The sequence below is a fragment of the uncultured Succinivibrio sp. genome, from assembly GCF_902756765.1.
Classification (GTDB): Bacteria; Pseudomonadota; Gammaproteobacteria; order Enterobacterales; family Succinivibrionaceae; genus Succinivibrio.
The window spans coordinates 1-18,895 of sequence record NZ_CACVSS010000025.1; the positions used below are offsets into that span (position 1 = coordinate 1).

Genomic DNA, 18,895 nt, shown 5'->3' on the forward strand with positions numbered 1-18,895 from the left:
GAATAGTCATCGTCAAAGTCGCAGTGATAAAGCCAGCCATAAGCTTCTTCATACATGGCTGGTGAGCCAAAACCACGAATAAGCATATCTGCCCAATTCAATCTTGCAGTCTTTGAGCCTAATGCAGCCGCAGTGTGCATATACTGCTCTGACATATTAAGACTCATTCCCATACCTGTACCGCGCTCATAGAATACAGACATCTGCATCATAGCAGGAGCATAACCGTCATCTGCAGAGTGTCGGATGTAGCCTAAACCTAATTCCTTATCCTCTCTAACACAGATTCCAGCCAACAGCATCTGTCCCCAGGCATACATGAATACAGGACTTTTAACAATACGGGCACGATCTTCAATATCGGCAGTGAACTGACATCTGTCCTGATCTCTTACCACTGCTGCAAGTCGACTGTTTTCAATAATGGAATTCATTTTATCAGGAGTATACATTTCTGTATTGGCATTAGGAGCTGCATTGGAAAGACCGCTAAAATCGATGTTTGCCAGAGTATCTCGTGCCACCATAGCTCTAGTGGAAGTCACAACCTCATACTTGGCAGCGGCAGTATCTCCTGAATAGGAATAGAGAGCTAAGCCAAGGGCCAGTGCAATAGCACTAAACTTAGTGTATTTAACCATCAGTTCCTCCCTAGCTTAACTTTATTTTTTTAATTATAGAACATATACACAAAGGCAAACTCTCAGATCACTCTGAAAACCTGCGCAACTCTTGTCCCATATTTATTTACGGCAGAATTCAAAAAAAATTTAGAATAAAAAAGGCGATACTTTATTTTTTTAAGTATCGCCCTTATAAATCTGTCTTTAATGATTACAGATTACTTGTTCTCTGATAACCACTTCTGAGCAAAATCAACGCCCTTCTTGATGTTGGTTGCTAACTGAGGAGCTGCCGCGTCAATTAACTGCTGCTCGAACTCTGAAACGGTACCGTAGTCGATAACCTCATCCCAGCCGTTCTTGCCGAAGCGAACTGCCTGAGCGAAGAATGGAGCAACCTTTGAGCCGCCTTCAACGTATGCGTACTCGTTTACACCAGGCTCACCCATTAAGCCCTTAACAACCTTAAGAGCAAAACGTGCACCGGCAGTTGCCATTGATAGAGTTGCAGAACCTGCACCAGCCTTAGCCTCAACAACCTCGGTACCAGCATTCTGGATACGCTCGGTTAGAGGCTTGATACGGTCAGCCTTGATCTGCTCGTGACCGATAACCTTTGATAACAGAGGGATGATGGTGGTGCCTGAGTGACCGCCGATTACTGGAACAAGGATTCTCTGGTTAGAGATACCTAGCTCAGCTGCTAAGAAGGTCTCTGAACGGATAACGTCTAGAACAGAAACACCGAACAGACGGTGCTTGTCGTATACACCCTCAGCCTTTAGAACTTCAGCTGCTAGAGGTACAGTTGAGTTAACTGGGTTGGTGATGATGCAGATGCATGCCTTTGGACATACACGAGCACAGTTGCGAACTAGGTTTGCAATGATACCTGCGTTGATGTTGAACAGATCATCACGGGTCATGCCTGGCTTACGTGCAACACCTGCTGGAATTACAACAACGTCAGCGCCTTCTAGAGCCTTTGGAAGATCGTCGCCAGTGTAACCCTGAACCTCAACGTCTGTTGGGATGTGGCTTAGATCAACTGCAACACCAGGGGTAAATGGTGCAACGTCAAATAAACCTAGCTTTGAACCAGCTGGTAATGAATTCTTTAAAATCATTGATAAAGGCTGGCCAATACCGCCTGCTGCACCTAAAACTGCAACTTTCATGTGTTACTCCTAACAAAATGAAAAAAGTAGAACCTACGTCTACATCATAAATAAAAATTTTTGTGTATTCGGTGATTATACCAAACACAGAATAGTCTTTGTTTAATCTGCACAGTATACAACGTGATTATGTGATATTAATAGAAAAATGCAGAGATATAGAGCATACCTCTGCATTTTGTATAATATGTTGTACTAAAAACTACAGATTATTCGCCCTTGGAGAAATCCAACAGAGAATATATTGAATCTTCCTTTCCTTCAAGGCATCTGGTGTTTTCAAAATACTCTTCAACAGAAGGCAGTCTTCCAAGTTTTGCAGTTACAGAAGCAAGCTCTGCACTTCCGAGGAACACGTTTGCACCATTACCGAGTCTGTTAGGGAAATTTCTGGTTGAGGTAGAAATCACAGTAGCGTTATCAGCGACACGAGCCTGATTACCCATACACAGAGAGCATCCTGGGATCTCAATACGGGCACCAGCCTTTCCAAGAATTGATAACAGACCTTCATTAGAAAGCTGCTGTCTGTCCATACGGGTTGGAGGAGCCATCCACAGTCTTACCTTTGCCTCGGATTTTAAGTCTCTGAAGATTTCAGCTGCAGCACGATAATGACCGATATTGGTCATGCAGGAACCGATGAATACTTCATCAATTTTTGTGTTTGCAACATCTGAAAGCAGTCTGGCATCATCAGGATCGTTAGGAGCACATAGAATTGGCTCACTGATCTCATCCAGATTAATTTCCAGAACCTCTGCATAGGTGCAGTCCTTGTCAGCCTCAATCAGAGATGGGTTATCAAGCCACTGCTGCATTGCATCAGCACGTTTTAAAAGAGCATCCTTTGACTCGTAGCCATCCTTTGCCATCTGTCTTAACAGTGCAATGTTTGATTTCAGATACTTCTCTACAGAAGACTGTGACAGCTTGATAGCACATGCGGCAGCTGAACGCTCTGCAGAAGCATCAGCAAGCTCAAACGCATGTTCTACGCTTAAATCCTCTAGCCCCTCAATCTCAATAATCTTGCCGGAGAAAACATTCTTTTTGCCCTTCTTCTCAACGGTTAGAAGACCTTTTTTAATTGCAAAGTAAGGGATGGCATGTACTAGGTCACGAAGAGTAATACCTGCCTTGCGCTTACCTGTAAATTTAACCAGAACAGACTCTGGCATATCCAGAGGCATAATTCCGGTTGCAGCAGCGAAGGCTACAAGACCGGAGCCAGCTGCAAAGGAAATACCCAGAGGCATACGGGTGTGAGAATCACCACCGGTGCCAACTGTATCTGGCAGACACATTCTGTTAAGCCAGGTATGAATTACGCCATCACCTGGATTTAAGGCAACACCGCCACGGGAGTGAATAAACTTAGGCAGAGTTGAGTGAGTCTTAACATCAACACTCTTTGGATAGGCTGCAGTATGACAGAATGACTGCATAACCATTGGAGCTGTAAACTTCAGACAGGCTAAATCCACCAGCTCATCACGTGTCATAGGACCAGTGGTATCCTGAGAACCGACTGTGGTGATTACAGGCTGACAGTACTGACCAGGACGGATACCTTCAACGCCGCAGGCACGACCAACAATCTTCTGGGCACGGGTAAAGCCTCCAGTAGATTTAACCGCTGAGGCCTTGGCAAACACATCAGATGGACCAAGTTTCAGATAAGCTCTGGCTCTGTCAGTCAGATCCTTACCGATAATCAGAGGAATTCTACCGCCGGCACGAACCTCATCCAGTAGAGTTGGGGTCTTAAGAGAGAAACGGCATAATACCTCACCGCTCTCATGGCTGGTGATGGTACCGTCGTAAACGTTAAGATCAACCACATCACCGCGATTAAGTTTTGAAACATCAGCCTCCAGAGGAAGTGCACCTGAATCTTCTAGAGTATTGTAGAAAATAGGAGCAATCTTGCCACCGACAACTACACCACCGGCTCTTTTATTAGGAACACCTTCGATATCATGACCGATGTGCCATAAAAGAGAGTTGGCAGCTGATTTTCTTGAGGAACCGGTTCCAACCACATCACCTACGAAAATCAGAGGATAGCCTTTGTTTTTTAAAGCTTCAATAGTAGAGATAGGGCCTTTAACACCTTCAACATCAGCCTTCAGATCATCACGGGACATCTTGTACATAGCAAGTGCATGCAGAGGAATGTCAGGACGAGACCAGGCATCAGGTGCTGGAGAAAAATCATCAGTATTGGTTTCACCTGCTACCTTGAAAACAGTCAGGGTTACCTTTGAAGGGAAACTATTCTTTGAAGTAAACCAGGTGGCATCTGCCCATTTTTTAATTAAGCTTAAGGCATTGCCGTTGCCCTTGTCTGCAAGCTTGGCAATCTCGTCAAAAGCATTGTAGATAAGCAGAGTATGTTCAAGTGCAGTCTCAGCCTCAGAGGCCATAGCAGAATCTTCAAGCAGACTAATCAGATATCCTACGTTGAAGCCGCCCTTCATGGTGCCTAACAGCTTTACGGCGAGAGACTTATCGACAACGGGACTTACAGTCCTGCCTGAAGCAATGTTATAGAGGAACTCTGCCTTGACTGCAGATGATTCATCTACACCAGGATTGATTCTGTCCTTAAGAAGATGCAGCAGCTCTTCTTCTGAGCCTACTGGAGGATTCTTTAAAAGCTCACAGAGCTCTCTGGTAAAATCTGCATTCAGAGGTAGAGGCTCAACACCAAGACGAGCACGCTCTTTAGCCTGCTCAAAATACTCAGTTAAATACTTTTCCATATAAGCGGTACACCTGTGGTAATTATCGTATCTGGCTCCAGTCAAAGAACTTACCCGGATCGGTTTTTCTGCCTGGTGCTACTTCATTATGTCCGGCAATATTGTTGCCAATCTCCGGATAGGTTTTCTTAAGGACGGCGATAACTTCCTTAAGAGTTGAATACTGCTCTATAGTGTATTCAAGATCATCACAGCCCTCAAGTTCGATACCAATTGAGTAGTCATTGCACTCTTTGTGCCCATTATATGATGATCTGCCAGCGTGCCAGGCTCTATCCAGGAAGGATACATACTGGGTGATTATGCCCTGACGATTGATGAACAGGTGGGTAGAAACCTCAAGATGAGCCACTTCCTTAAAGTAAGGATGAGCGTTTGGATCCAGAGTCCCCTTGAATATATCATCAACGTAAGGTCCGCCGAACTGGCGAGGAGGAAGAGAAATACAGTGAATTACAATAAGAGAGATTTTAGTCCCCTCAGGTCTTTTACCAAACCTGTCAACAGGGACTTTACGGATGTTTATATCGTCAGAATATAGCCATCCTGACTTGATTTGAAACACGGATACCTCCTTTTAGAAGGCAGTTAAGGTCTTTTTGGTGTCAAGAAAGTTAATAACATTTGACTTGGACTTCTGAGTATCAGCAAACTGGATTACTTCGTAGTTTGATGAATCAGACAGTAAAGCTCTGAGCAGACGATTGTTCAGATCATGACCGGTCTTGTAAGCCTTGAAGTTTGCAAGAATGCTGTGACCGTCCATGTACAGATCACCGATAGCATCTAAAAGCTTATGCTTAACAAACTCATCCTCGTAACGCAGACCTTCTGGATTGATTACTCTGTGATCATCAAGAACAACGGCATTCTCAAGTGAACCGCCTAATGCAAGATTGTGAGCATGCATATACTCAACATCTCTCATAAAACAGAAGGTTCTTGCTCTTGAAACGTCACGGGCGAAAGCCTCACCGGTAAAGCTCATGGCATAGTGCTGCTTATCCTTATCCATTGCAGGATGGTTAAAATCAATCTGAAGATCAAGATTGAAACCGCTCTCTGAAGGAGTAAGCTCTGCCCACTTTCCTTCGTTCTCAACACGAACCTTACGTACTACACGCAGGAATTTCTTAGGAGCAGACAGTTCCTGAATGCCTACTGAAGCAAACAGGTAGATGAATGGCTGAGCAGAACCATCCATTACAGGAATCTCTGGGGCATTAACATCAATAAACAGATTATCAATACCTAAGGCTGAAAGCGCAGCGGTAAGATGTTCAACAGTAGAAATACGGACACCGGTTTCATTAACCAGAGCGGTACACAGCTGTGTATCCTTTACATTGTCCGCAGTACATTTCATTGTAACATTAGGATTCAGATCGGTTCTTGTATACACAATACCGGTATCTGCAGGAGCTGGACGGAAAGCCACCTCTACCTTTGCACCTGAATGTAAACCGATACCAGTCATGGATACTGGCTTTAGAATTGTACGCTGATTGATCATCAAAATACCTCACAATTTTCTGAGTGTAATTATAGTACATCTTTCAGATATGTGAAACTCGTCAAAAATAATTTTAATTTACGAGCTTCATTTGTATCCCATCTTAAGATGCATTTCTTAGCGATACCTTAGCTGTATTTACAACCATTCGTTAACATTCAATTTTTCTAAATCTATATGTTTCTATACTTCCGTATATGAGAATATTCTCCAAAAATTAAGGTCAGCAGCTGCTGACCTTATAGACTAGAATTCATTTTTTGAGTTTAGGATTGGAGGAAGATTCCACGCATCAGAGCTCTGACCCTGATTGCTCATAGAATTAAATCCACCGTTATCAAAAATCTTGGTATTGGCAGTCTGGGCTACGGTCTGATTTGTCTCAGTGTTATTCGCAAACATGGCAGCCTTGTTAGCCTCTCGCTCGTTCAGATTTCTAAGCTCGCGCTTTGCCATATTGGCAGGCTTCTTTGGATCAACTGCACTGATACCTGCAATCAGAAGTGTCAGAGAAACCTCATCTTCGGCCAGATTCTCATCAAAGAAGATACCGGTCTTACAGTCAGCATCCTCATCAGCATATGCCTGAATTGCTGAGCATACATTGTCCAGCTGAATAATCGGAAAGTTTGGATTGATCTTTACATAAGCCATAACACCTGAAGCAGATCTGATATCCACCTGATCTACCAGAGGGGAATTGATTGCCTTATCCACAGCATCCTCAACCATGTTTGGACCTTTACCGAAACCGTTGCAGATAACGGCATGGCCTCTGCCACGCATAATAGTAACCACGTCAGCAAAATCAAGGTTGATAAAGGCAGGTACGGTGATAGCGTCTGTAATGCCTCTTACAGCATTGAGCAGCACATCATTTGCACATTCAAAAGCCTTGATAATGGCAATGTTGGCTCCAAGATTACGCAGAAGCTTGTCATTATCAATAACAATCAGTGAATCCACATGCTTTGACAGCTCAGTAATACCTGACTCGGCATTTACAGCATGACGTTTACCCTCAAAGGTAAATGGCTTGGTTACCACAGCTACAGTCAGAGCACCAACTTCCTTTGCAATCTGAGCAATGATTGGAGCTGCACCGGTTCCTGTACCACCACCCATACCTGCGGTAATAAAGATCATATCAGCGCCCTGCAGAAGTTTTTTAATATCTTCAGCGGACTCTTCGGCTGCCTTTCTACCCTTGTTTGGATCACAGCCAGAACCAAGTCCAGCGGTCAGCTTAACGCCGATCTGAACCTTGATATCGGAAGTTGATCTGGTCAGAGAATTGGCATCGGTATTAACCGCAATAAACTCCACATTCTTTAGATTATTGTCAATCATGTGCTGAATGGTATTGCAGCCACCGCCACCTACACCAACAACGATAATTTTTGCGTTATATATTTTATTAGTTTCAGTAGAACCAAGTACTGAATAATCGTCGCTCATGTCTATCTCCAAAAAAATCTATACACACTTATCTTAATAGTAGCACCCAAGTCTTAAAACAAACATAGAACACTTGCGAAAAAATTGAGTAATATCATAATTTTGTTAAAAAATTTCGAAAAACAGCCGTTTCCATATCAACTTAGATGACAAAATTCTGAAAATTACACAGACTAGAAACGAAACCACCACTTGTATTAAGTGGTGGTAATAGGTTAAAGCTGCTCAAAATATTTCTTGGCAAGCTTTATATATTCACTGTTTATGTATTTCTGGGACTTGATTCGGTTGCTTATCTGAATATCACTGGTATCAAGAGACTTGAGCACAACCAGAGTATTGCTGGTCAGATCTTTTTCAAGATTCTGAATCCAGCTTCTGCGGTGGCCCTGCTGCTCAAAGAGTTTTATCTGCTCATCTAAAGAGGTAACATGATGTTTCTTCAGATCATCAAGACATTCCTCTTTGGTATATTCCTTTGAGGCAAGCTGTCTGTAGAACTGCTGGTAGGAGTCAACCAGAGAGTCAATATCATCAAGTTGGATCTGCAGAGCCTTAAAATACATGGCCAGGAACTTTGCGACAAGTTCTGGATTTTCATGTGCAAATTTTTCATCAACCTTGATGGTACAAGGAATAACTTCTCCTAGCTGTTCGGCTGAGACAACCTCTTTATAGCCAAGCTTCAGAGCATCATTCAGATCAGGTGACCATAAAGCCAGTGCATGATATTTGTTTTTCTGAAGTTCACCGGAAATATCTGAGTCTGGAAATTTAATAAGTTTTACATCATTCAGATCAAGACCAAAGATATCAAGCCATCTTGCAAGGGTATAAATTGCTGAAGATACTCCTTTGAATGCAAAAGTCTTTCCTTTGATAGCCTCAGGAGAACCGTAAACCCTTGGAAAATACTCATCATATCCCTGTGTTTTGAAGATATCGCTGTTCTCCATGGCAAGAACAGATGTCGCTGCAGATTCATCGTTAGCAATGGCGATAACTTCCACAAACACATCCTTACCGCCCATAATAAATGGCACATGACTGGTACAGGATATATTCCAGGAGGTAGGATCTTTACGATACTGGTTCATTAGTGCAAGACCATTGTAACTGGAGATAGTCAGATCCAGCTCAAAGCCAAGTTTCTTATCCCAGCCCTGCTGCTCTGCATACCACAGCAGAAAACCTTCATGCTCCATGAGGAAGGTTGCCTTTACCTTTGGAAGTTCTGCCGCACTGCAGATAAAACTAAACATCAGAGCACAGACACAGACTAACTTTGAAATAAACCTATTCATTTTCTGTTCTCCAAACTATTTCTTTATGTTAGACAGGATTCGGCGAGCCTGCTTTAGATATTTGTCTGTTACAAATCTAGGATTCTTAACCTGCTTTGAGGTCATGGTGAAATCAGAGGTATTGCTGTCATAAAGTATCAGCATCAGACTACTTGCAATAGTGGATTCAAGTCTCTGAATTGAACTCTTGCCATGAGCTTTCTTTTCAAAGAGTTTTAGCTGTGATTCCATAGGAAGTACAGAATGACGGAGAATATCATACTCACAGAACTCCTTTGAGAATTCAAGATTTGAATATTTTCTGAGGAATTTCTGATAGTCTTTAGTCAGCGAACGAGGATTCTCAATCTGTGTCTCAACTGCCATCATATATGCTGCCAGCATCTTTGCAATTACATCCTCGTGATCCTCGGTATATTCTTTATCAACCAGGAACATCATAGGAATTTCAGCATCAACATCATCAGCGGTTGAAACCAGCTTTAAGCCTTTTTGCTCTGCAAGATAGGTATCTGGCGACCAGATGGCAATACCATCGACTTCACCTTTCTCCAATGCGAGAATACTATCCTTACCTGCCAGATCAACTATATTCACATCTGAAAAGTCCATGTCAAAGATTTCAAGATACTTAACCAGCATATAGGCTCCTGAGGTAAGAGTCTTGATGGCAAATGTCTTTCCTTTGATGGTCTCAGGAGAACCATACACATCAGGATAGTCTTCATTCCAGCCCTTTTCTTTTAGAATATCGCTGTCTGGTTTTACATAGATTCCGGTAGTATTTGACTCATCATTAGCAATGCCGACTATCTCCAGAGGCATCTGATTCGTGCCTACTATCAGAGGAATACTGGTAACACAGGTAACATTCCAGCTTGATGGATCCTTACGATGGCGATCCATCATATCAATACCGTTGGTATCCAGAATTGTGAGATCAATATTCACACCTACTTTTTTATCAAATCCCTGTTTTTTGGCATACCACATCAGAAAGCCCTCATGCTCCATCAGCATGGTGACCTTGATTCTTGGCAGATCAAATGCCATAACCTGCGTCGTCCCCATAACAAGCAGGAAAACACAGAATAAAATCCTTAGTACGTAGGAAAACATTACGCCCCCTAGGAACAAAATAATTTGTATATAGGAAAAGACGAAAGTTATGGAAAAACTTCCGCATCTAATTAAGTATAGAAATAAAGAAAAGATTAACTGTTTATAAGTTGCGACTTTTGCAGATACGATCAAAAATCTTGAAAAGGAAATATTGAAAATAAGGAATTTTTTCAGGAGGGAGCAAAAAAAAGTGTTCCCAATTCTTTGCAGAATTGAGAACAGTTCACATTAAATCTTATTCTGGTTATTCAGACTTAGAACGCAGAATTGGAGGAAGATTCCATAAATCATCCTTTGAATCCTCTACTGGGCTCTTACCAAAGGTATCAACTGGAACCTCAGCAATTTCGTTAACATTTCTAAAGGTTGGTTCCTGATTTGCTGAACCAAAACCAGTGAAACTGCTCTGCTGGTGCTGACGTGAGAATCCAGAATTATCCATCTGCTGATTCATCTGAGGCTGAGAAGCCTGATTCTGCATTGGTTGCTGATTCTGACGCTGGAAACCAAAGTTGTTATTGTTTACGTTACCAAAGAAATTTGGCTTTGCAACTTCTGCTGCCCCCTTGGCAATCTGAGAACGAGCCTTGTTGGCTGGGTTGTTGGTATCAGTTGCGCTGATGCCGGTGATCAGAATGGTAATTGATACCTGATCCTCTGAGATTGACTCATCAAAGCTCATACCAAACTTACAATCTGCTTCCTCATCAGCATATGACTGAATTGCGTTACAGATTTCCTCCCACTTGGTGATTGGGAAGTTTGGATTTACACGAACGTTAGCCAACAGACCTGCTGCTGACTTGATATCAACCTGTTCAATCAGAGGAGAGTGAATTGCTCTATCAACTGCATCCTCAACGAAGTTTGCACCCTGACCAACACCGTTACCGATCATTGCATGACCACGACCACGCATTACGGTTACAACGTCAGCAAAGTCAAGGTTAATAAAGCCAGGGTTGGTAATTGCATCGGTAATGCCCTTAACAGCATTTAACAGAATATCGTTTGCAGCATTGAAAGCATTAACGATTGAAATGTTTGCACCAAGATTCTTTAACAGCTTGTCATTATCAATAACAATCAGTGAATCTACGTGTTTTGAAAGCTCGGTAATACCGGACTCGGCATTTACCATGTGACGCTTGCCTTCAAACTTGAATGGCTTGGTTACAACTGCAACAGTTAAGGCTCCAGTCTCCTTTGCAATCTCAGCAATGATAGGAGCTGCACCTGTACCGGTACCACCGCCCATACCTGCGGTAATGAATACCATATCAGAGCCCTGGATCAGTTTCTTAATATCTTCCTTAGACTCTTCTGCGGCCTTGCGTCCTTTGTTAGGATCACATCCTGCACCTAAACCGTTGGTTAATTTAACACCAATCTGAACCTTTAATGGTGAAGTTGAGTTAACCAGAGCCTGTGAATCGGTATTCACAGCAATAAATTCAACTCCAGACAAGCTTTCATTGATCATATGCTGCAGTGAGTTACCACCGCCACCACCGATACCTAATACACGAATAACGCAGGAACCTGATGGTGTAATAGTGGTTCCTGTACCTGCATTTGCTACTGACTCAACACGAAAATCGCTCATTTTTATTCTCTCTGCAAAAATCTTTTCTAAATCATACCAATAAATATGGCTTAGTGTATAAATTAAACCCTAATTTTTTGTAGTAGCTCACGCACTACTTAATACCGCCAGAACAGGCTTACAGCTCTCTGGATATCCATTCAAGAGCTGCACCTAATATGCCCTTGCTCTTTTTACCTTTCTCATTACGTTCATCATCGGTATACTGCTTAAGATCATCAAATCTTGCGGATCTTAATAATCCTATTGCAACAGCCTTATCTGAATCTGAAATAATTGCTGGTTCTCCGGCATTTTCAAAAAGGCTGATACCGATAGGATGACCGACTCTTACCTTGGTATTGCACTTTAAGAAAGTATTATCCTGGAAATTGTAATCACGAACCCACTCTGAGAATACCTGCTCAATACCAGGAAGTTTTGAAGTACCACCGGTAAGAACAATACCACCGCCTATTTCCAGGCTCTTTAAAGTTGAGCTGCCGTAGAAATTGATACGCTGGAAAATCAGTTCACACATGCTTCTGATACCACGGTTGATAACATCTGCAAGAGTGCCGTTGCGAACTGCAACCTCACTGGAGCTTACCTGAGTGGTATTTGACTCGGTGTCAGGAATTCTGATGGAGATGTTGGCATTGTCCTCAGAAAGGAATCTTGAATCAGCACATCCGTAATTACACTTGATGAACTCGGCATTCTTCATAGAGATGGAGAATTCCTTGGCAATCATCTTGGTAATGTAGTTGCCACCGTCATCAATACCGAAGGATAAAAGCTGACGCTTGCCCTCATAAACAGTCACGTTAACGGTACCGCCACCGATATCCACATGAATTACACCGATTTCCTTCTCCGCATCAGTTAAAACTGCGCTTGATGCAGCATTTCCTGCATAAATAATTGAGCAGACGTCCAAATCAGGATTGGTCATGCGAATAGCTTTTTCGATATTGTTCTTGTACATAAAGCTGCAGCCTATTACATGTACACTGGCAGAAAGACGCTTTGCATACATGCCGATAGGATTTGTTACCTGCTCGGAGCTTTCGGTTACATACTGCTGAGGGATTGCATGAATAATTGAATAATCTGCAGCATTGAACTGTACACCGGCCATTGCCATTCTTACAGCCTTATTACGGTCTGATTTCTCGATGGTACCAGACTGAATGGTGGAATGACCCTGCTGGTTTTCTGCAACAATAAAACAACCTGGCACACCGGTTACTATTTTCTCAATAGTGACACCGTAGGTTTTCTGATAATCCTGAATTAAATAGGCAATCTGACTTGCTAGACTGTTGATATCGGAAATGTGTCCCTGAACCATACCGTGACTGACACATTCTCTCATGCCCTGTATCTTAATCTGCTTGTTTGGTTCAACTATGCCTGATACTAGACGAATAAAAGAACTTCCAATGTCCAGAGCATAGATCTGCTGTTCTGAATCACTGATAGTTACAGGACTGCTCCCTTTCTTTTTCATGATTGCCATAAAATAAAAAAGTCCCCTTAATTATTCTTATTCTGTTCTGATGCGGATTTCTTTCCTACAGCGAATCCGACATCATATCTTAAATCCACATACTCTACGTCATTTATATCAAGACCGGAATGCTTAAATGAACGTATGAATCTTTTTAGTCTTTCAATACCTTCTTTCTGACCGCGCCCTAAAATAAGCTTGGTTCCATTATCAAGTGTTATTGTATAACAACGGACATTATCAAGATATAACTCAATCATCTGATATGGGGAGTCCGTCATAACTCTAATAAAAGAAACAGCGCTGTCATAAACATCTGTACACAGATTGTCTCGGGATGCCCCAAGTTTGACCAGAGGAAGAGCAAAATTAGTCAGGTCCGGATAAAAGATGCTTCTGGTTTTGGCATCATATATTCCGTTGTCATTCCAGTATGCAGCAGGAACATGCTCAATCACTGAAAGCACCAGGGTATCAGGCATTTTCTTCTGAATAGCCACCTGAGCAATCCAGGGTTCCTTCAGCAGCTCCTGCTTCAGAACCTTAACATCTAAAGTGGCAATATTCTGACCTGCGCAAACCCTGCCGGTAATATCTGCAATCTTCTTTTTGGTTATATTCTTGAAAACTCCGTCAATCTGAACCGCCTTCACCGGCAGAGCATTTGACTGAGACAAAAAGTGCTTGATTAAAAGATCACCTTTGACAACAAGAGCTACCAGCAGCATCACAAAAATGATGCCTGCGATAAAATAACCGCGGCTGTGTCTTGTCTTCGACATAGTGGTCCTTAAACTTTTTCAAATATTGTAGAAAGATTTCTTGCAACCTGAACTACGTTACCTGCACCCTGAGTTAACAGCAGAGCTCCGTCATCCAGAAGATTCTCAAGGATCTCCGGAACCTCATTTACTGTCTCTACAAAATGAGGTTCAAGCTTACCCTTAAGTCTTATAGACATGCACAGATGTCTACCGTCAGCACCGGCAATAGGATCTTCTCCTGCAGGATATACATCTACCAGTACCAGCTTATCCACAAGCTGAAGAACTCTTACGAAATCCTCATAGCAGTCACGGGTTCTGGTATAGCGATGAGGCTGGAATACCATAACCAGTTCCTTATCAGGATATGCAAGTCTTGCGGCTTTAATTGTAGCCTCAACCTCTGTTGGGTGATGACCATAATCATCAACAAGAGTAATAATCTTGCCTGACTTGGTCTTAAAGTTACCGTAATTCTGGAATCTGCGACCCACGCCCTTGAAGTTCTTCAGAGCTTCAACAATTACTGACTCCTCGATTCCCGCTTCAATGGCAACCGCAACAGCAGCAGCGGCATTCTTGGCCATATGAATTCCAGGAACAGGCAGCTCGATGCAGATAGGTGCATGGTCACGTCTTACAACCTTGAACTCACATCTAGGGCCGACTTCCTTAAAGTCTACAACTCTGAAATCAGCCTTCTCAGACTCGCCGTAGGTAAGCACAGTACGACCGATCTTAGGAATAATCTCCTTAACATTAGGATCATCCAGGCAAACAACAGCTACACCGTAGAAAGGAAGATTGTGAAGAAACTCCACAAAAGTCTTCTTGAGGCAGTTGAAATCGCCGCCATAGGTGTCAAGATGATCAGGCTCAATGTTGGTGACCACTGTCATCATTGGCAGAAGATGCAGGAATGATGCATCTGATTCATCAGCCTCGGCAATCAGATAGTTACCGGTACCCAGTCTTGCATTTGTACCAGCACTGTTTAACAGTCCGCCGATAACAAAGGTTGGATCAAGCTTTGCCTGAGCAAATATTGAAGCAATAAGAGAAGTGGTGGTGGTTTTGCCGTGGGTTCCAGAAACAGCAATACCGTTTCTGTAGCGCATCAGCTCACCAAGCATCTCTGCACGACGAACTACAGGAATATGCAGTTCTCTGGCTTTCTGAATCTCTGGATTGTCCTCATGAATAGCTGAAGATACAACAACGACAGAGGAGCCGTTGACGTTTTCTGCGGCATGACCGATAAATACGGTAATACCAAGCTTTTCTAATCTTTCAGTAACCTTAGACTTTGCAATATCAGAACCGGAGATGGTATAACCGCGATTTAAAAGCACTTCTGCAATGCCGCACATACCGGCACCGCCGATACCGATGAAATGAATCCTCTTGACCTTATGCATCAGAGGAACAGTGTGGATATTATTTGTTGTGGTCATTTTATCTTTGTTTACTTATTTTTGTTTTTAATATGTTTTAATTCTTTACAACGCTGTCAATAATGGCAACGGCCTTCTCTGTAGAATCAATGCTTGCAGCGTTTCTGGCAGCATCTGACATGGCCTTCAGTTTTGCACGATGATCGATTAAATCTTTTATTGTCTCATATAACCTGTCAGCAGATAAATCCTTTTGAGCAAATACAAAAGCAGCACCGGCATCTTTTAGGAACTGGGCATTCTTGGTCTGATGGTCATCTACTGCAGTTGGCAGTGGAACAAAGATTGCAGGAAGACAGGCAGTGCAGGTCTCGGCAACAGTCAGGGCTCCTGCTCTGCAGATAATCAGATCTGTATTCTTATATAAAGAATTCATGTCATCAATAAAATCAGTTGCCTCATACTCAAAGACAGCGCCTTCATACAGTTTTCTTACAGATTCACTGTTGCCCTTACCGCACTGATGAACAACCTTGATTGAATTTTCAGTAAATTTCTTTAATGCTACTGGAACAAGCTCATTCAAAGCTCTGGCACCTAAAGAGCCACCAACAATAGAGATTCTGATTTTGCCAGAAGTGTAGTCACGAGGAAAATCGTGAAGTTCGATGATCTCTTTTCGTACAGGATTGCCTACAACAGTAACCTTATCTCCGGTAAATGCACCAGGAAAACCAAGCATTACAGAGGAGGCCACCTTGTATAAAAGCTTATTGGTCATACCTGCTGCGGCATTCTGCTCATGCAGCACTACAGGAATCTTCTGCAGATAGGCTGCCAGACCACCTGGTCCTGAAGCATATCCGCCCATGCCTAAAACAACATCCGGCTTGAATTCCTTAATCACGGCACGAGCCTGCAGAACAGCCTTCATAATCATGAAAGGTGCACCGATTAAACGCTTGATACCGTTACGTCTGATACCCTTTACATCAATGTATCTGATATCAAACCCATGCTTTGGAACAAGCTGTTCTTCCATTCTGCCACGGGTTCCAAGCCACAGAATCTGAGCCCCTTCATCCTGCATTTTCTTTGCAATTGCAATTGCAGGAAATACATGGCCGCCAGTGCCGCCGGCCATAACCAATACTTTCTTAGCTTTCATAATATATGCGCTTAAATCTTATCTTTTATTCGATATAACCTTATTACGCCATTCATAATCAATTCTTAAAAGAATTCCAATAGCGGTACAGAACACCATCAGAGACGAACCGCCGTAACTGATGAATGGCAGAGTCAGACCTTTTGTTGGCAGACCGCCTGAAGCTGCTCCGATATTGATGAAGGTCTGCAAAGCCACCCAGGCTCCGATTCCAACTGCAACATATCCCTGGTAAATGGCATCCTCTTTGAGGATCTTAAGCCCAAGGGATATGCCCTTATAAACAATTACAAACTCCAGCAGAATAAGAACACACATTCCTATAAAGCCGAATTCCTCACCGAAAATTGCGGTTACAAAGTCAGTGTGGGCTTCAGGAAGATAACCTAATTTCTGATAGGAGTTACCAAGACCTTCACCATAAACACCACCTCTGCCGTATGCCATCAGAGACTGTGTCAGCTGATAGCCGGAGCCAAACTCATCTGACCAGGGATCTAAAAATGAGGTCACACGTCTTGCTCTGTATGGGGAGAATTTAATCAGCAGAAAACAGATAAGCCCCATAATAAGGCCCACAAAGATGTACTTTAAAAGACCAACTCCCGCAACAAACATGATGGCAAAGGTAATTACGGCCAGCACAAAGAAAGAGCCCATATCCGGCTGCAATAACAGCAGAACGGTCATAATTGCCAGAAAAACAATCGGTCTTAAAAAGCCCTGAATGGTTTTGGAGATTGCCTCAATCTTTCTGCTTACATAATCTGAAAAATAAAGGATCCAGATGAGCTTTAAAAGCTCAGCAGGCTGAAGATTCATCAGACCAAGATTCAGCCAGCGTTTTGCACCGTTAATCTCTCGTCCGACTATCAGAACAAGAATCATCAGACACAGAACAAATGACAGACAGACCAAAGAGCGTTTCTTCCAGAATGCTGTTGGAGTCATAGTCGCAACAAGAGCACAGAAAAGAGCAATGGCGATACCGAAAAGGTGTCGTTTAGTCTGATACATGGAGTCTCCGTATTTCATGGTTGACTCCATAATTGAAGCAGAACTGATAATCACAACGCCCAGCGCCAGAAGAATTACAGTTGTAAGCAGTAAAACTCTGTCGTATCCTGGATTGCCCCTTTTGAATAACTGCATTTACTACTCTTGAAGTTTACCTACCAGCTCAACAAATACCTGTCCGCGATCCTCAAAGCCCTTGAACTGATCAAAAGAAGCACATGCAGGAGATAACAGAATTGCCTGCCCTTCTGTTGCCATCTCATAAGCTCTGTTCAGGCCTTCTTCCATGGTTTCAACATTAATGCACAGCTCAGGATTCAGATCTAAAAGCTTCTGCTTATCCTTACCAAAGCAGAAAACAGCCTTTACTTCATTACCTATGTACTTCTTAAGCGGTGTAAAGTCCTGACCTTTTCCAAGACCACCTGCCAAAAGAAGAATGCCCTTGCTGTGGATGTCACGAAGTCCAATGATTGCTGCCTCGGATGAGGCTACATTAGTTGCCTTAGAATCGTTGTAGTAACAGACTTTTTTAATGGTCTTAACCAGCTGACAGCGGTGAGGAAGACCTGTAAAGCGACGTAATGCTCTGATCTGAGATGCCTTTGAAACATTTACACAGTCTGTTAAAGCCAGACAGGCAAGTACATTCAGATAGTTGTGAACTCCATAGATACGAAGCTCATTTACGTTGATGATACGCTGTTTGTTCTTGGTCAGAAAGACTCCATCGCGGGATCTTTCGATACCGTAAGAGCCTTTGTTATCAAGACCGAAGGAAATGATATTGTATTTATCCTGTTCTGACTCAAGAGGATAAGTACGAGGATCTTCACGGTTAACAATTACATTCTTGCAGTTCTTGAAGATAGCCTTTTTAGCAAGAGCGTATTCTTCAATATCGCCGTGATATCTGTCGAGGTGATCCTCAGATACATTAAGAATTGTACATGCAGCAAGCTTCAGAGACTTTGTGGTTTCCAGCTCGAAACTTGAAAGCTCAAGCACATAGAGTTCAACATCATCTGAAAGAATATCAAATACAGGAACACCGATATTTGCTCCGACTGCAACCTTAATTCCAGCAGTATCGGCCATGAAACCAGTTAATGCAGTAACGGTTGATTTACCGTTTGAACCGGTAATACCTATAACAGGAGCCTTAGCTTCTCTTGCAAAAAGCTCAATATCACCGACAACTTCAACGCCGGCATTAATAACCTTGGAAATTTCCTCGTCATAGATACTGATACCAGGGCTGATGACAACCATGTCATACTCAACCAGAACATCGGCACTGATTGGACCTAATCTTAAGTCAATTCCAGTTGGAAGATCACCTACGTGAGGAGGATTGTGTCTGGTATCAAAAACAGTCAGAACCTTAAGGTCATGTTTGATTAGATATTTAATAGCTGAAATATTTGAAATACCTAAACCTATTACTGCTATTTTCTTTCCGTCTAAATTCTTATTCATTTTTATTTC

The 18,895-nt window shown here is 42.6% G+C and carries 15 protein-coding genes; all 15 read right to left on the reverse strand.

What is annotated here, in order from left to right; translation table 11 throughout:
- On the reverse strand, nt 1-641 hold a 641-nt coding region (locus QZU45_RS05295; protein ID WP_295352515.1), incomplete at its 3' end, for a hypothetical protein.
- 200 nt (nt 642-841) lie between these two features.
- Entirely contained in the window at nt 842-1,801 is a 960-nt protein-coding gene (mdh, locus tag QZU45_RS05300; RefSeq protein ID WP_295352518.1) for a malate dehydrogenase, read from the reverse strand.
- A gap of 209 nt (nt 1,802-2,010) precedes the next feature.
- Nucleotides 2,011-4,569: a bifunctional aconitate hydratase 2/2-methylisocitrate dehydratase gene (locus QZU45_RS05305; protein ID WP_295352521.1), complete on the reverse strand. Its 2,559-nt coding sequence runs from the start codon at nt 4,567-4,569 to the stop codon at nt 2,011-2,013.
- A gap of 22 nt (nt 4,570-4,591) precedes the next feature.
- Complete coding sequence (gene ampD / locus QZU45_RS05310) at nt 4,592-5,134, reverse strand: 1,6-anhydro-N-acetylmuramyl-L-alanine amidase AmpD (protein WP_295352524.1); 543 nt, start codon at nt 5,132-5,134, stop codon at nt 4,592-4,594.
- 12 nt (nt 5,135-5,146) lie between these two features.
- Nucleotides 5,147-6,082, reverse strand: coding sequence for a UDP-3-O-acyl-N-acetylglucosamine deacetylase (gene lpxC, locus QZU45_RS05315; protein ID WP_295352527.1), 936 nt, complete (start codon nt 6,080-6,082; stop codon nt 5,147-5,149).
- A gap of 246 nt (nt 6,083-6,328) precedes the next feature.
- On the reverse strand, nt 6,329-7,540 hold the full coding sequence (ftsZ, locus tag QZU45_RS05320; protein WP_295352530.1) for a cell division protein FtsZ: 1,212 nt from the start codon (nt 7,538-7,540) through the stop codon (nt 6,329-6,331).
- Nucleotides 7,541-7,755: 215 nt separating this feature from the next.
- Entirely contained in the window at nt 7,756-8,844 is a 1,089-nt protein-coding gene (locus QZU45_RS05325; protein WP_295352533.1) for an ABC transporter substrate-binding protein, read from the reverse strand.
- 15 nt (nt 8,845-8,859) lie between these two features.
- On the reverse strand, nt 8,860-9,897 hold the full coding sequence (locus QZU45_RS05330) for an ABC transporter substrate-binding protein (protein WP_295352536.1): 1,038 nt from the start codon (nt 9,895-9,897) through the stop codon (nt 8,860-8,862).
- Nucleotides 9,898-10,210: 313 nt separating this feature from the next.
- Complete coding sequence (ftsZ, locus tag QZU45_RS05335; protein WP_295352539.1) at nt 10,211-11,572, reverse strand: cell division protein FtsZ; 1,362 nt, start codon at nt 11,570-11,572, stop codon at nt 10,211-10,213.
- A gap of 118 nt (nt 11,573-11,690) precedes the next feature.
- Nucleotides 11,691-13,073: a cell division protein FtsA gene (gene ftsA, locus QZU45_RS05340; protein WP_295352542.1), complete on the reverse strand. Its 1,383-nt coding sequence runs from the start codon at nt 13,071-13,073 to the stop codon at nt 11,691-11,693.
- 17 nt (nt 13,074-13,090) lie between these two features.
- Nucleotides 13,091-13,846, reverse strand: a complete 756-nt coding sequence (locus QZU45_RS05345; protein WP_295352544.1) for an FtsQ-type POTRA domain-containing protein — start codon at nt 13,844-13,846, stop codon at nt 13,091-13,093.
- Between the two features lie 8 nt (nt 13,847-13,854).
- Complete coding sequence (gene murC / locus QZU45_RS05350) at nt 13,855-15,282, reverse strand: UDP-N-acetylmuramate--L-alanine ligase (RefSeq protein ID WP_295352547.1); 1,428 nt, start codon at nt 15,280-15,282, stop codon at nt 13,855-13,857.
- Between the two features lie 37 nt (nt 15,283-15,319).
- Nucleotides 15,320-16,390, reverse strand: a complete 1,071-nt coding sequence (gene murG, locus QZU45_RS05355) for an undecaprenyldiphospho-muramoylpentapeptide beta-N-acetylglucosaminyltransferase (RefSeq protein ID WP_295352550.1) — start codon at nt 16,388-16,390, stop codon at nt 15,320-15,322.
- Nucleotides 16,391-16,408: 18 nt separating this feature from the next.
- Nucleotides 16,409-17,542: a putative lipid II flippase FtsW gene (ftsW, locus tag QZU45_RS05360; RefSeq protein ID WP_295352554.1), complete on the reverse strand. Its 1,134-nt coding sequence runs from the start codon at nt 17,540-17,542 to the stop codon at nt 16,409-16,411.
- 3 nt (nt 17,543-17,545) lie between these two features.
- The gene (gene murD / locus QZU45_RS05365) at nt 17,546-18,886 is read right to left on the reverse strand and encodes a UDP-N-acetylmuramoyl-L-alanine--D-glutamate ligase (protein WP_295352557.1); all 1,341 of its coding nucleotides are present in this window, start codon (nt 18,884-18,886) and stop codon (nt 17,546-17,548) included.
- Nucleotides 18,887-18,895: the final 9 nt, after the last annotated feature.

Excerpts from the sequence above, each read along its gene's own strand:
- mdh (WP_295352518.1), bottom strand. The coding sequence starts at position 1,801 with ATGAAAGTTGCAGTTTTAGGTGCAGCAGGCGGTATTGGCCAGCCTTTA.
- QZU45_RS05305 (WP_295352521.1), bottom strand. The coding sequence starts at position 4,569 with ATGGAAAAGTATTTAACTGAGTATTTTGAGCAGGCTAAAGAGCGTGCT.
- lpxC (WP_295352527.1), bottom strand. The coding sequence starts at position 6,082 with ATGATCAATCAGCGTACAATTCTAAAGCCAGTATCCATGACTGGTATC.
- ftsZ (WP_295352530.1), bottom strand. The coding sequence starts at position 7,540 with ATGAGCGACGATTATTCAGTACTTGGTTCTACTGAAACTAATAAAATA.
- QZU45_RS05325 (WP_295352533.1), bottom strand. The coding sequence starts at position 8,844 with ATGAATAGGTTTATTTCAAAGTTAGTCTGTGTCTGTGCTCTGATGTTT.
- QZU45_RS05330 (WP_295352536.1), bottom strand. The coding sequence starts at position 9,897 with ATGGCATTTGATCTGCCAAGAATCAAGGTCACCATGCTGATGGAGCAT.
- ftsZ (WP_295352539.1), bottom strand. The coding sequence starts at position 11,572 with ATGAGCGATTTTCGTGTTGAGTCAGTAGCAAATGCAGGTACAGGAACC.
- ftsA (WP_295352542.1), bottom strand. The coding sequence starts at position 13,073 with ATGGCAATCATGAAAAAGAAAGGGAGCAGTCCTGTAACTATCAGTGAT.
- QZU45_RS05345 (WP_295352544.1), bottom strand. The coding sequence starts at position 13,846 with ATGTCGAAGACAAGACACAGCCGCGGTTATTTTATCGCAGGCATCATT.
- murC (WP_295352547.1), bottom strand. The coding sequence starts at position 15,282 with ATGACCACAACAAATAATATCCACACTGTTCCTCTGATGCATAAGGTC.
- murG (WP_295352550.1), bottom strand. The coding sequence starts at position 16,390 with ATGAAAGCTAAGAAAGTATTGGTTATGGCCGGCGGCACTGGCGGCCAT.
- ftsW (WP_295352554.1), bottom strand. The coding sequence starts at position 17,542 with ATGCAGTTATTCAAAAGGGGCAATCCAGGATACGACAGAGTTTTACTG.
- murD (WP_295352557.1), bottom strand. The coding sequence starts at position 18,886 with ATGAATAAGAATTTAGACGGAAAGAAAATAGCAGTAATAGGTTTAGGT.